Genomic DNA, 14,543 nt, shown 5'->3' with positions numbered 1-14,543 from the left:
AGCTAATCAAATTTCTTTTATGGAGAGTTTGATCCTGGCTCAGGACGAACGCTGGCGGCGTGCCTAATACATGCAAGTCGAGCGAACAGAGAAGGAGCTTGCTCCTTCGACGTTAGCGGCGGACGGGTGAGTAACACGTGGGCAACCTACCTTATAGTTTGGGATAACTCCGGGAAACCGGGGCTAATACCGAATAATCTGTTTCACCTCATGGTGAAACACTGAAAGACGGTTTCGGCTGTCGCTATAGGATGGGCCCGCGGCGCATTAGCTAGTTGGTGAGGTAACGGCTCACCAAGGCGACGATGCGTAGCCGACCTGAGAGGGTGATCGGCCACACTGGGACTGAGACACGGCCCAGACTCCTACGGGAGGCAGCAGTAGGGAATCTTCCACAATGGGCGAAAGCCTGATGGAGCAACGCCGCGTGAGTGAAGAAGGATTTCGGTTCGTAAAACTCTGTTGTAAGGGAAGAACAAGTACAGTAGTAACTGGCTGTACCTTGACGGTACCTTATTAGAAAGCCACGGCTAACTACGTGCCAGCAGCCGCGGTAATACGTAGGTGGCAAGCGTTGTCCGGAATTATTGGGCGTAAAGCGCGCGCAGGTGGTTTCTTAAGTCTGATGTGAAAGCCCACGGCTCAACCGTGGAGGGTCATTGGAAACTGGGAGACTTGAGTGCAGAAGAGGATAGTGGAATTCCAAGTGTAGCGGTGAAATGCGTAGAGATTTGGAGGAACACCAGTGGCGAAGGCGACTATCTGGTCTGTAACTGACACTGAGGCGCGAAAGCGTGGGGAGCAAACAGGATTAGATACCCTGGTAGTCCACGCCGTAAACGATGAGTGCTAAGTGTTAGGGGGTTTCCGCCCCTTAGTGCTGCAGCTAACGCATTAAGCACTCCGCCTGGGGAGTACGGTCGCAAGACTGAAACTCAAAGGAATTGACGGGGGCCCGCACAAGCGGTGGAGCATGTGGTTTAATTCGAAGCAACGCGAAGAACCTTACCAGGTCTTGACATCCCGTTGACCACTGTAGAGATATAGTTTCCCCTTCGGGGGCAACGGTGACAGGTGGTGCATGGTTGTCGTCAGCTCGTGTCGTGAGATGTTGGGTTAAGTCCCGCAACGAGCGCAACCCTTGATCTTAGTTGCCATCATTTAGTTGGGCACTCTAAGGTGACTGCCGGTGACAAACCGGAGGAAGGTGGGGATGACGTCAAATCATCATGCCCCTTATGACCTGGGCTACACACGTGCTACAATGGACGATACAAACGGTTGCCAACTCGCGAGAGGGAGCTAATCCGATAAAGTCGTTCTCAGTTCGGATTGTAGGCTGCAACTCGCCTACATGAAGCCGGAATCGCTAGTAATCGCGGATCAGCATGCCGCGGTGAATACGTTCCCGGGCCTTGTACACACCGCCCGTCACACCACGAGAGTTTGTAACACCCGAAGTCGGTGAGGTAACCTTTTGGAGCCAGCCGCCGAAGGTGGGATAGATGATTGGGGTGAAGTCGTAACAAGGTAGCCGTATCGGAAGGTGCGGCTGGATCACCTCCTTTCTAAGGATATTTTCGGAATACAAACCTTGGGTTTGTAAGATTACGTTTTGCGTTCAGTTTTGAAGGTTCATTCTTCTGAATGAAATACTTCAAAACTTGTTCTTTGAAAACTGGATAAAACGACATTGAAATAGTAACAAACACATTTATTTTTTTAAGTTTTTTATAGGCTTAATAACATTAAAAGGTTTCAAGACACGAGCAGTTAAATGCGATGTGTATTGGAAGCTGATAGGTTAAGTTATTAAGGGCGCACGGCGAATGCCTTGGCACTAGGAGCCGAAGAAGGACGGCACTAACACCGATATGCTTCGGGGAGCTGTAAGTGAGCTTTGATCCGGAGATTTCCGAATGGGGGAACCCACTACGTTTAATCGCGTAGTATCTTGACGTGAATACATAGCGTCTTGAAGGCAGACCCAGGGAACTGAAACATCTAAGTACCTGGAGGAAGAGAAAGAAAAATCGATTCCCTGAGTAGCGGCGAGCGAAACGGGAAGAGCCCAAACCAAGAGGCTTGCCTCTTGGGGTTGTAGGACACTCAATACGGAGTTACAAAAGAGCGAGTTAGATGAAGCGACTTGGAAAGGTCCGCCAGAGCAGGTAAAAGCCCTGTAGTCGAAAGTTCGTTCCCTCCTGAGTGGATCCTGAGTACGGCGGAACACGTGAAATTCCGTCGGAATCCGGGAGGACCATCTCCCAAGGCTAAATACTACCTAGTGACCGATAGTGAACCAGTACCGTGAGGGAAAGGTGAAAAGCACCCCGGAAGGGGAGTGAAAGAGATCCTGAAACCGTGTGCCTACAAGTAGTTAGAGCCCGTTAATGGGTGATAGCGTGCCTTTTGTAGAATGAACCGGCGAGTTACGATTACGTGCGAGGTTAAGCTTTAGAAGGCGGAGCCGCAGCGAAAGCGAGTCTGAATAGGGCGAAATAGTACGTGGTCGTAGACCCGAAACCAGGTGATCTACCCATGTCCAGGGTGAAGGTAAGGTAACACTTACTGGAGGCCCGAACCCACGCACGTTGAAAAGTGCGGGGATGAGGTGTGGGTAGCGGAGAAATTCCAATCGAACTTGGAGATAGCTGGTTCTCTCCGAAATAGCTTTAGGGCTAGCCTCGTGATGAGAATACTGGAGGTAGAGCACTGTTTGGACTAGGGGGCCATCCCGGTTTACCGAATTCAGACAAACTCCGAATGCCAGATATTTATACACGGGAGTCAGACTGCGAGTGATAAGATCCGTAGTCAAAAGGGAAACAGCCCAGACCACCAGCTAAGGTCCCAAAGTAATCGTTAAGTGGAAAAGGATGTGGCGTTGCACAGACAACCAGGATGTTGGCTTAGAAGCAGCCATCATTTAAAGAGTGCGTAATAGCTCACTGGTCGAGTGACGCTGCGCCGAAAATGTATCGGGGCTAAACGATTCACCGAAGCTGTGGATTGACATCTACGATGTCAGTGGTAGGAGAGCGTTCTAAGTGCGTTGAAGTCAGACCGGAAGGACTGGTGGAGCGCTTAGAAGTGAGAATGCCGGTATGAGTAGCGAAAGACGGGTGAGAATCCCGTCCACCGTATGACTAAGGTTTCCTGAGGAAGGCTCGTCCGCTCAGGGTTAGTCGGGACCTAAGCCGAGGCCGATAGGCGTAGGCGATGGACAACAGGTTGATATTCCTGTACCACCTCCTCACCGTTTGAGAAATGGGGGGACGCAGTAGGATAGGGTAAGCGCGCTGTTGGTTATGCGCGTCCAAGCAGTAAGGCGTGTGTGTAGGCAAATCCGCACACTGTAACGTTGAGCTGTGATGGCGAGTCCGTATGGACGAAGTTCCTGATTTCACACTGCCAAGAAAAGCCTCTATCGAGGTGAGAGGTGCCCGTACCGCAAACCGACACAGGTAGTCGAGGAGAGAATCCTAAGGTGTGCGAGAGAACTCTCGTTAAGGAACTCGGCAAAATGACCCCGTAACTTCGGGAGAAGGGGTGCTCTTGAGCGTGCAAGCGCATGAGAGCCGCAGTGAATAGGCCCAGGCGACTGTTTAGCAAAAACACAGGTCTCTGCAAAACCGTAAGGTGACGTATAGGGGCTGACGCCTGCCCGGTGCTGGAAGGTTAAGAGGAGTGGTTAGCGCAAGCGAAGCTGCGAATTGAAGCCCCAGTAAACGGCGGCCGTAACTATAACGGTCCTAAGGTAGCGAAATTCCTTGTCGGGTAAGTTCCGACCCGCACGAAAGGCGTAACGATCTGGGCACTGTCTCAACGAGAGACTCGGTGAAATTATAGTACCTGTGAAGATGCAGGTTACCCGCGACAGGACGGAAAGACCCCGTGGAGCTTTACTGTAGCCTGATATTGAATTTTGGTACAACTTGTACAGGATAGGTAGGAGCCAGAGATCTCGGAGCGCCAGCTTCGAAGGAGGCGTCGGTGGGATACTACCCTGGTTGTATTGAAATTCTAACCCATGCCCCTTAGCGGGGCAGGAGACAGTGTCAGGCGGACAGTTTGACTGGGGCGGTCGCCTCCTAAAAGGTAACGGAGGCGCCCAAAGGTTCCCTCAGAATGGTTGGAAATCATTCGTAGAGTGTAAAGGCACAAGGGAGCTTGACTGCGAGACCTACAAGTCGAGCAGGGTCGAAAGACGGGCTTAGTGATCCGGTGGTTCCGCATGGAAGGGCCATCGCTCAACGGATAAAAGCTACCCCGGGGATAACAGGCTTATCTCCCCCAAGAGTCCACATCGACGGGGAGGTTTGGCACCTCGATGTCGGCTCATCGCATCCTGGGGCTGTAGTCGGTCCCAAGGGTTGGGCTGTTCGCCCATTAAAGCGGTACGCGAGCTGGGTTCAGAACGTCGTGAGACAGTTCGGTCCCTATCCGTCGTGGGCGTAGGAAATTTGAGAGGAGCTGTCCTTAGTACGAGAGGACCGGGATGGACACACCGCTGGTGTACCAGTTGTCTTGCCAAAGGCATCGCTGGGTAGCTATGTGTGGACGGGATAAGTGCTGAAAGCATCTAAGCATGAAGCCCCCCTCAAGATGAGATTTCCCATTACGCAAGTAAGTAAGATCCCTCAAAGACGATGAGGTAGATAGGTTCGAGGTGGAAGTGTGGTGACACATGGAGCTGACGAATACTAATCGATCGAGGACTTAACCAAAAATGTTTGAAACCTTCAATGAACCGTTTATCCAGTTTTGAAAGAATAATTTCTTTTATGAAGGGTTTCAAGATACGAGTAGTTCGAGGAAGCAATGGAGAGAGGGAAGGAACGTACTCAAGTACGTGACTGACTGAACGACAGAAGCTGACGGAGAAATGCGATGTATATTGAAAGCCGAAAATAGTCTAGTGATGATGGCAAAGAGGTCACACCCGTTCCCATACCGAACACGGAAGTTAAGCTCTTTAGCGCCGATGGTAGTTGGGGGCTTCCCCCTGTGAGAGTAGGACGTCGCTAGGCACTTATGAAGTCATGGATATCTTCCATGGCTTTTTTATTTTATCAACTAAAAAATCATGGTCTCATACACTACATATTAAATTTATACAGATGAAAAGATAACTAACATAGATAGCATTTCCTACTTATACTTGAACAGAATAACGGAGGAATGAAAATGAGGCATACTATTTTTTCGTCTCTTTCGATTTTTTGCCTACTCCTCACACTCTTAATGTTTGGTTATGATTCTACGAAAGGGTAGGGGCGTTTTTTAAAATTCCTTAATGACATCAGTATGTTAATGCCATTTATATTAGGTGGAATAGGTATTGTGAGTGCCCTTTTAGGTATTAAAGGAGAGTTTCGTTTCATTCTTGTTGTCCTACATTCATTTTTATTGCTACTATTTCTAGGCATCTATATAAAAGCCTTGTATGGATTTAGCTGAACGGTAATCCAAACTGCGGATATCCATCCGCAGTTTTTTTATATTTAATAAACAATTAATTTGTTCTTACACACTCCTAAGGCATCTCAAGGTATAATGAAGGAACAAGTGCTAGGAAATAAATTAATGTATTGAAAGGGAGAAACAGTTGGGAAAGAAGCAAATTTGGTATGAAGTAAAAGAAAACGAGTCCATAGAAGAATGTTTAGAAAGAATGCGACACGATGGGTACATGGCTATTGGTCGAAAAGAAGAGCCCCTTTTTCACTTAGTCGATGGTGAACCCACGTTATTACGTCAAAAAATTCAATTTAAAGCTATACCTACTCAAGATACGAATGATTTTGACTAAAATCCGAACGTTTTTTTTGAGCTTATAAAAAATGTTCGCATTTTTGCATTGACGATAATACGATCCCTTGTTAAAATGTGATAAGGAAAAACAAATAAATCCCACATATATGCTAGAGGATTGGCTCTAGTGTCTCTACCCGGCACCGTAAATGCTGGACTATGCGGGAAAGCACTTTTGGCTTTTATGAGAAGATCAATGTACGGTTTGTACATTGACAAATTCTTGCCCTAATAAGTCCTCAAGTAAGCTGCTTTCACGCGTAAAGGTAGAGAGTAGTTTATTTGAGGATTTTCTTTGTAAAAAGGTAAAAAAAATTGCAGAGCTATTCATATAGAGGCTTGCACAATAATTGATCATTTTTCTATCGTTTAAAAGGAGCGACAATTTATGAATCCGAAAATCGGTGTCATTATGGGTAGTTCAAGTGACTGGGAAACAATGAAACATGCATGTGATATTTTAGACGAATTACAAGTACCGTACGAAAAGAAGGTTGTATCTGCACATCGAACACCAGATTTAATGTTTGAGTATGCCGAAACAGCACGCAAACGGGGAATACAAGTAATTATAGCTGGGGCAGGTGGAGCCGCACATTTACCTGGAATGGTAGCAGCTAAAACAACTTTACCTGTAATCGGTGTACCAGTTCAATCACGTGCGCTGAATGGGCTTGATTCACTGTTATCCATCGTTCAAATGCCTGGTGGTGTGCCTGTAGCAACTGTAGCTATTGGGAAAGCGGGAGCAACAAACGCTGGTTTACTAGCCGCTCAAATTTTGTCAACGACAGATGCAGAACTTGCTGAAGCATTAGATGCTCGACGTGAAGCTACAAAGCAGCAAGTATTAGAAAGCACAGGTGACTTAGTGTGACAAAAATTATTTATCCTGGACAAACGATAGGTATTATAGGTGGGGGACAGCTTGGTCGAATGATGGCTCTTGCTGCAAAGGAGTCTGGTTTTAAAATTGCGGTACTTGAACCAGCAATGGACTCACCTTGTGGGCAAGTGGCAGATGTTCGTATTGTAGCTCCATATGATGATGAAGCTGCTTTAGAAGAACTTGCAGAAGTCAGTGATGTTATCACATATGAATTTGAAAATATTGATTATGAAGGCTTAAAACGTTTATCACAAATGGCTTATGTTCCTCAGGGGGCCGAGTTAGTACGCATTACACAAAACCGTATAACCGAAAAAGAAGCCATTGTGAAAGCTGGTTGCCCAGTAGCACCATATATTGTTGCAAAAACTTATGAAGAATTAGTAGCCAATATTGATTCGATTGGTTATCCTTGTATAGTCAAAACAGCAAGCGGTGGTTATGATGGCAAGGGACAGCAGCTGTTAAAATCAACTGAAGATCTTCCATTAGCGAAAGAACTCTTCACGCATTCTTCATGTATTGCAGAAGGATTCGTGCCCTTCGTAAAAGAGGTATCGGTCATTGTTCAAAGAAATGGTAGTGGTGAATCGTATTGTCAGCCAGTTGGAGAGAACATTCATGTTCATCATATTCTGCATGAAACAATTGTGCCTGCTCGCATAACAGAAAGCACAGCTCAGGCTGCGGAACGAGAAGCTTTAAAAATTGCTGATTACTTACATTTAGTAGGAACGTTAGCGGTAGAAATGTTCGTGTTAGAAGATGGTGGCATTGTTATTAATGAATTAGCACCAAGACCTCATAATTCAGGTCACTATTCAATAGAGGCGTGTAATGTTTCACAATTCCATCAGCATATACGAGCTGTGTGTGGTTGGCCATTACGTAAGCCAGAACTTTGGGCACCATCCATTATGATCAATGTATTAGGGCAGCATGTCGTGCCATTGAGTAACTCCATTGCTAAATATCCTGAATGGTCTATCCATCTTTATGGGAAAGCTGAAGCTAAGGTCAACCGTAAGATGGGCCATGTAACGATTATGACAAAAAACTTAGAAGAAACATTACAACAAATCGAGAGTTCTGGCATTTGGTCAGAATAGAAGGAGATACGCAATGATTGAACGTTACACAAGACCCGAAATGGGCGCAATATGGACAGAACAAAATAAATATCAAGCTTGGCTAGAAGTAGAAATCCTAGCTTGTGAGGCGTGGGCAGAAATAGGTGATATTCCGAAAGAGGATGTTGCTAAAATTCGTGAAAATGCTTCATTTGATGTGAACCGTATTTTAGAAATTGAACAAGAAACTCGTCATGACGTAGTGGCCTTTACACGTGCCGTTTCGGAAACACTTGGTGAGGAACGTAAATGGGTACATTATGGACTAACTTCTACAGACGTAGTTGACACAGCACTTTCTTATTTAATCAAACAAGCAAATGATATTTTACGTAAAGATATCGTGAATTTCATTGATATTATTGCTGCTAAGGCAAAAGAACATAAACATACAGTGATGATGGGCCGCACACATGGCGTCCATGCAGAGCCAACAACTTTCGGTTTAAAGCTTGGTTTATGGTATGAGGAAATGAAGCGTAACCTGGAACGTTTTGAAGCAGCCGCTAAAGTTATTGAAACAGGGAAAATGTCTGGCGCTGTTGGAACATATGCCAATATCGATCCTCGCGTTGAGCAATATGTTTGTGATCAACTAGGTCTGGCTGCATCACCAATTTCAACACAAACTTTACAGCGTGATCGTCATGCGCAATATTTAGGTGCATTAGCTTTAATTGCTACTTCCATTGAAAAATTTGCAACAGAAATTCGCGGTTTACAGAAATCTGAAACGCGTGAAGTGGAAGAAGCTTTTGCAAAAGGTCAAAAAGGATCATCAGCAATGCCACATAAACGTAATCCAATCGGTTCTGAAAATATGGTTGGAATGTCGCGTTTAATGCGTGGATACATGGTGACAGCTTATGAAAATGTCGCTTTATGGCATGAACGTGATATTTCTCATTCTTCTGCAGAACGCGTTATTTTACCGGATGCAACAATTACTCTTAACTATATGTTAAGTCGCTTCGGTAATATAGTGAAAAACTTAACAGTATTCCCTGAAAACATGAAACGTAATATGACTCGCACATATGGCCTTATTTACTCTCAGCGCATTTTGTTAGCATTAATTGATAAAGGATTAGTACGTGAGGAAGCGTATGATACTGTACAGCCTTTAGCTATGCAAGCGTGGGACGAACAGGTACAGTTCCGCACATTAGTCGATGCAAGTGAAAAAATCACATCTTATTTAACAAAAGAAGAGCTGGATGAGTGCTTCGATTACAACTACCACTTACAGCATGTCGATATGATTTTTGAACGTCTAGGACTTAACTAATATTTATTTCGCCAATAAAAAAATAAATGTTAGTGCCACCAGTAAATGCTTCGGAATTGAACCGTGGAGAACACGGTTCGATTCTGATCATTCATAAAAGCGTATCTCATAATATCAGGGGGAAAAACGAATGACTAAAGGTCAACTTTTGTATGAGGGTAAAGCAAAAAAATTGTATACAACGGAGGAGCCAAATGTGCTGCTTGTTGAGTACAAGGATAGTGCGACTGCATTCAATGGTGAAAAGAAAGAGGAAATAGAAGGTAAAGGCATTTTAAATAATCGCATTACTTCATTAATTTTCGAAAAATTACAAGGAAACGGAATTGCGTCACATTTCGTAAAACAATTATCTGATACGCAACAACTTGTAAAAAAAGTAGATATTATCCCGATTGAAGTAGTCGTTCGTAATATAGTTGCAGGAAGTTTAGCAAAACGTATTGGACTTGAAGAGGGCACACCTTTAAAACGACCAATCGTTGAGTTTTACTATAAAGACGATGAGTTAGGTGATCCATTCATCACAACAGAGCATATAGACATTCTGGAGCTTGCAACGTCTGCTGAAGTATCGGCTATTTACGAGAAGGCACTAGCTATTAACAAAGTTCTACAGCCAATCTTTGCTGATGTTAATGTGACACTAATTGATTTTAAATTAGAGTTTGGCCGTGATGCAGATGGCCATGTATTATTGGCAGATGAAATTTCACCAGATACATGTCGACTTTGGGATGCAACAACGAAGCAAAAGTTAGACAAAGATGTTTTTCGTAGAGACCTTGGTAATTTAACTGAAGTTTATACTATTATACTTTCTAGACTCGGAGGCAAATAACAATGAAAAAAGTAAAAATCTATGTAACATTACGTGAGAGCATTCTTGATCCACAAGGCTCTGCAGTACAGGGTTCTTTAGCTAAAATGGGCTACGGTGAAGTAGAGGATTTACGTATCGGTAAATATCTTGAACTATCAATTAAAGATTCAGAGCGTGACATTGATACTCTAGTAAAAGAAATGTGTGAAAAGGTTTTAACGAACGTTGTAATTGAGGACTACCGTTATGAAGTCGAGGAGGCTAACTAATCATGAAATTCGCAGTACTCGTATTCCCTGGGTCAAACTGTGATATCGATATGTATCATGCGATTAAAGACGAGCTAGGTGAAGAAGTAGAATATGTATGGCATACAGCAACAGATCTAAGTGGCTTTGATGGCGTATTAGTACCTGGAGGATTTTCATATGGAGATTATCTTCGTTGTGGTGCAATGGCTAATCAATCTAACATTATGGCAGAAGTTAAGAAAGCAGCAGACGCTGGTAAACCTGTACTAGGTGTATGTAATGGATTCCAAATTCTAACAGAAGCAGGGCTATTGCCAGGTGCTTTATTACGCAATAAAAACTTGAAATTTATGTGCCGTACAGTGAAACTAAAAGTGGAGAACAACAATACATTATTCACAAACCAATACGAGCAAGATCAAATTATTCATATCCCAATCGCACATGGTGAAGGGAATTACTACTGTGATGAGGAGACTTTACAATCACTAAAAGATAATAATCAAATCGTATTCACATACTCAGGCGACAATCCAAATGGTTCTTTAGAAGATATCGCAGGGATTATAAACGAGCGCGGCAATGTATTAGGGATGATGCCTCACCCAGAACGAGCTGTTGATGCACTGGTGGGTGGCGCAGACGGTTTAGCAGTATTTAAATCAATTGTGAAGCAGTGGAGGGAAAATCATGTCAACAACTAAGTTTGAGCCAACAGCACAGCAAATTAAAGACGAAAAGCTATACGCTGGTATGGGGATGTCAGACGAAGAATTTGCATTGGTAGAAGGTATTTTAGAACGTCTACCTAATTGGACAGAGACAGGTCTTTTCTCAGTAATGTGGTCTGAGCACTGCTCATACAAAAATTCAAAGCCGGTATTACGTAAATTCCCTACAAAGGGGCCACAAGTTTTACAAGGACCTGGTGAAGGTGCAGGTATTGTTGATATCGGTGACGAGCAAGCCGTAGTGTTTAAAATGGAGTCTCATAACCATCCATCTGCAATTGAGCCATATCAAGGGGCTGCCACTGGTGTTGGCGGTATTATCCGTGATGTTTTCTCTATGGGGGCACGTCCTATCGCCATGCTGAACTCATTACGCTTTGGTGAATTAAAATCAGCGCGCGGTAAATATCTATTTGAAGAAGTCGTAGCTGGGATCGCTGGATATGGTAACTGTATCGGTATCCCTACAGTAGGTGGCGAAATTCAATTTGATCCTTGCTATGAAGGCAATCCACTTGTTAATGCCATGTGTGTAGGCTTAATTGATCATAAAGATATTCAACGAGGTATTGCAGCAGGTGTTGGAAATACAGTTATGTACGTGGGTGCGAAAACAGGACGAGACGGAATTCATGGTGCGACATTTGCTTCTGAAGAATTAACAGAGGAATCAGAAAATCAACGTCCAGCGGTACAAGTAGGGGACCCATTCATGGAGAAGCTTTTACTTGAAGCATGTTTAGAAGTTGTAAAATCTGATGCTCTAGTTGGGATTCAAGATATGGGCGCAGCTGGTCTTACTTCTTCTTCAGCAGAAATGGCTTCAAAGGCTGGTTCTGGTGTAGAAATGAATTTAGATTTAGTACCTCAACGTGAGACAGGTATGACAGCATACGAAATGATGCTATCTGAATCTCAAGAACGAATGCTATTAGTTGTGAAAAAGGGTCGCGAAGATGAAATTAAGGCGATTTTTGATAAATATGATTTAGATGCGGTAGCAATTGGCCGTGTAACAGATGATAAAATGCTTCGTCTTTTACACAATGGACAAGTAGTGGCAGAAGTACCTGCTGATGCGTTAGCTGAGGATGCACCAGTTTACCATAAACCATCTGCTGAACCTGCTTACTATGCTCAGTTCCAAGCAATTGAAAATACAGAGCCAGCTGTTATGGATTATAAAGAAACATTAAATGCTTTATTAAAAGCACCGACAATTGCTTCGAAAGAATGGGTTTACGATCAGTACGATTATCAGGTTCGTACGTCAACTGTTGTTAAACCAGGCTCAGATGCTGCCGTTATTCGTGTACGTGGTACAAATAAAGGGTTAGCCATGACAACAGACTGCAACTCTCGCTATATTTATTTAGATCCAGAGGTGGGCGGAGCTATTGCAGTGGCTGAAGCAGCTCGTAATATTGTTGCTTCTGGTGGTACACCACTTGCAATTACAGACTGCTTAAACTTTGGTAATCCAGAGAAGCCAGAAATCTTCTGGCAAATTGAAAAATCTGCTGATGGTATTTCGGCTGCATGTACAGCATTGAATGCACCAGTGATTGGCGGTAACGTATCGCTTTATAATGAGCGTTCAGGTGAAGCCGTTTATCCAACACCAACAATTGGTATGGTAGGTCTAATTGAAGACTTAGCACATGTTACAACACAGGAAGTAAAAGCTGCAGGAGATATCGTATTTGTCATTGGTGAAACAACGACTGAGTTCGGTGGTTCAGAGCTTCAAAAATTATTAAATAATGGCGTTATTTCTGGGAAAGCACCAGCTATCGATCTAGAGGTGGAAGCAGCACGTCAGCAGGCTTTATTAAAAGCTATAAAAGCTGGTCTTGTACAGTCTGCACATGATGTCGCTGAAGGTGGTCTTGCAGTGGCTATTGCAGAAAAAACTTTCAGTGCAAATGGACTTGGTGTTGATGTTACATTAACGGGTTCTGCTACAACTGTGTTATTCAGTGAAAGTCAATCACGTTTTGTTGTTACAGTTAAAGAAGAACATGCAGCTGCATTTGTCGAAATCATCAAAGATGCTCATAAAATTGGTGTCGTAACAAACGATGCACTTGTTAAAATCAACGGGGACAAAGGTGTGCTTGTAGAAGGTACAGTGGAGGAATTCCGTTCTAATTGGAAAGGAGCAATCCCATGCTTGCTGAACTCAGAGGCTTAAACGAAGAATGTGGGGTGTTTGGCATTTGGGGTAACCCAAATCCAGCGCACCTTAGTTATTACGGGCTTCATGCTCTTCAACACCGTGGTCAAGAAGGCGCAGGTATCGTCGTTTCTGATGGTCAGCACCTTCGCGCGGTAAAAGGCGAAGGACTAGTTAATGATGTTTTCAACGAAGATAAATTAAAGGCAGTGAACGGCAAAGCAGCAATTGCCCATGTTCGTTATACAACTGCTGGTGGTGGTGGTATTGAAAATGTACAGCCATTATTATTCCATTCCTCAACTGGTAGCCTTTCCATTGCCCATAACGGTAACTTAGTCAATGCGACACATCTGAAACAGTATTTAGAGCGACAAGGTAGTATTTTTCATTCTAGCTCTGATACAGAAGTGCTGGCGCATCTTATTAAGAAAAGTTCGCATTCACCATTTCGGGCTAAGGTGAAAAATGCCCTTTCATTATTAAAGGGTGCGTATTCTTGCTTAATTATGACAAAGGATGAAATGCTTGTTGCACGTGATCCACATGGTTTACGCCCGCTCTCTCTTGGAAAGTTAGGAGAAGGCTGGGTAGTAGCTTCTGAAACTTGTGCATTTGATTTAATAGGAGCAGAATTCGTTCGTTCTGTAGAACCAGGTGAATTATTGATTATTAACGATGAGGGCGTTAAGTCAGACCGCTTTGCTGATATGGAAAAGCGTTCTATGTGTGCGATGGAATATGTATATCTGGCACGTCCTGATTCGGATATTGATGGTATTAATGTCCATATGGCACGTAAACGTATGGGGAAACAGCTTGCTCGTGAATGTGCACATATTGAGGCTGATGTTGTAACTGGGGTACCAGATTCTAGTATTTCAGCTGCCATCGGTTTTGCAGAAGAAAGTGGTATACCTTATGAACTTGGTCTGATTAAAAATCGTTATGTAGGACGTACTTTTATTCAACCGACACAGGAATTACGCGAACGTGGTGTGAAAATGAAGCTTTCACCAGTTGTTCAAGTTGTCAAAGGTAAACGCGTAGTTATGGTGGACGATTCTATTGTACGCGGAACAACTTCACGTCGAATTGTCAAAATGTTAAAAGATGCTGGTGCAGCAGAGGTTCACGTGGTTATTTCGTCCCCACCTATGACAAATCCTTGTTATTATGGCATTGATACGTCAACACATGAGGAACTTATTGCATCTAGTCATAAAGTAGATGAAATTCGTGAAGTAATTGGTGCAGATTCTCTGACTTTCCTTTCTGTTGAAGGCATGGTTGAGACCATTGCACGTCCATATGAAGATGAAAACCGTGGACTATGCCTTGCATGCTTTACAGGTAAATATCCAACTGAGATATTCCCGGATACCATCTTACCACATGAAAAGGAACTATTACGTTAAGAAATACATCGCAATGAATG

Annotated in this window: 9 protein-coding genes, 3 rRNA genes and 1 riboswitch; all 12 genes read left to right on the top strand. The window is 43.7% G+C overall.

Annotated features, from left to right (window positions below):
• Nucleotides 1-16: 16 nt before the first annotated feature.
• The 12 genes from MKY80_RS20315 to purF all read left to right on the top strand — a co-directional run bounded on the left by MKY80_RS20315 (nucleotide 17) and on the right by purF (nucleotide 14,523).
• Nucleotides 17-1,568, top strand: a 16S ribosomal RNA gene (locus tag MKY80_RS20315).
• A 234-nt stretch (nucleotides 1,569-1,802) separates the two neighbouring features.
• Nucleotides 1,803-4,730, top strand: a 23S ribosomal RNA gene (locus MKY80_RS20310).
• A gap of 187 nt (nucleotides 4,731-4,917) precedes the next feature.
• A 5S ribosomal RNA gene (rrf, locus tag MKY80_RS20305) occupies nucleotides 4,918-5,033 on the top strand.
• Together the 16S, 23S and 5S rRNA genes form the textbook arrangement of a ribosomal RNA operon.
• A gap of 578 nt (nucleotides 5,034-5,611) precedes the next feature.
• Entirely contained in the window at nucleotides 5,612-5,815 is a 204-nt protein-coding gene (locus MKY80_RS20300; protein WP_090002996.1) for an NETI motif-containing protein, read from the top strand.
• An 83-nt stretch (nucleotides 5,816-5,898) separates the two neighbouring features.
• A riboswitch (purine riboswitch) is annotated at nucleotides 5,899-5,997 on the top strand.
• Between the two features lie 208 nt (nucleotides 5,998-6,205).
• Nucleotides 6,206-6,694 (top strand): 5-(carboxyamino)imidazole ribonucleotide mutase, encoded by a 489-nt coding sequence (purE, locus tag MKY80_RS20295; protein WP_008173674.1) that lies wholly within the window; start codon nucleotides 6,206-6,208, stop codon nucleotides 6,692-6,694.
• On the top strand, nucleotides 6,691-7,815 hold the full coding sequence (gene purK / locus MKY80_RS20290) for a 5-(carboxyamino)imidazole ribonucleotide synthase (protein WP_008173673.1): 1,125 nt from the start codon (nucleotides 6,691-6,693) through the stop codon (nucleotides 7,813-7,815). Before purE ends, purK begins: the two co-directional genes overlap by 4 nt.
• Nucleotides 7,816-7,828: 13 nt before the next feature.
• Nucleotides 7,829-9,124 (top strand): adenylosuccinate lyase, encoded by a 1,296-nt coding sequence (gene purB / locus MKY80_RS20285; protein WP_008173672.1) that lies wholly within the window; start codon nucleotides 7,829-7,831, stop codon nucleotides 9,122-9,124.
• Between the two features lie 130 nt (nucleotides 9,125-9,254).
• Nucleotides 9,255-9,965 (top strand): phosphoribosylaminoimidazolesuccinocarboxamide synthase, encoded by a 711-nt coding sequence (gene purC / locus MKY80_RS20280; RefSeq protein WP_342530929.1) that lies wholly within the window; start codon nucleotides 9,255-9,257, stop codon nucleotides 9,963-9,965.
• A gap of 2 nt (nucleotides 9,966-9,967) precedes the next feature.
• A complete protein-coding gene (purS, locus tag MKY80_RS20275; RefSeq protein ID WP_008173668.1) occupies nucleotides 9,968-10,216 on the top strand; it encodes a phosphoribosylformylglycinamidine synthase subunit PurS in 249 nt (82 codons plus the stop codon).
• A gap of 2 nt (nucleotides 10,217-10,218) precedes the next feature.
• On the top strand, nucleotides 10,219-10,902 hold the full coding sequence (gene purQ / locus MKY80_RS20270; protein WP_008173667.1) for a phosphoribosylformylglycinamidine synthase subunit PurQ: 684 nt from the start codon (nucleotides 10,219-10,221) through the stop codon (nucleotides 10,900-10,902).
• Complete coding sequence (gene purL / locus MKY80_RS20265) at nucleotides 10,889-13,123, top strand: phosphoribosylformylglycinamidine synthase subunit PurL (RefSeq protein ID WP_008173666.1); 2,235 nt, start codon at nucleotides 10,889-10,891, stop codon at nucleotides 13,121-13,123. Before purQ ends, purL begins: the two co-directional genes overlap by 14 nt.
• Nucleotides 13,099-14,523, top strand: a complete 1,425-nt coding sequence (gene purF / locus MKY80_RS20260; RefSeq protein WP_008173665.1) for an amidophosphoribosyltransferase — start codon at nucleotides 13,099-13,101, stop codon at nucleotides 14,521-14,523. The genes purL and purF overlap by 25 nt, the downstream gene beginning before the upstream one ends.
• Nucleotides 14,524-14,543: the final 20 nt, after the last annotated feature.

Origin of the sequence: Lysinibacillus sp. FSL R5-0849, from assembly GCF_038595075.1 — a bacterium.
In the GTDB taxonomy this organism is placed as follows: domain Bacteria; phylum Bacillota; class Bacilli; order Bacillales_A; family Planococcaceae; genus Lysinibacillus; species Lysinibacillus fusiformis.
Note: the sequence above shows the minus strand (reverse complement) of the source record. Positions and strands in the feature narration are given on the sequence as shown.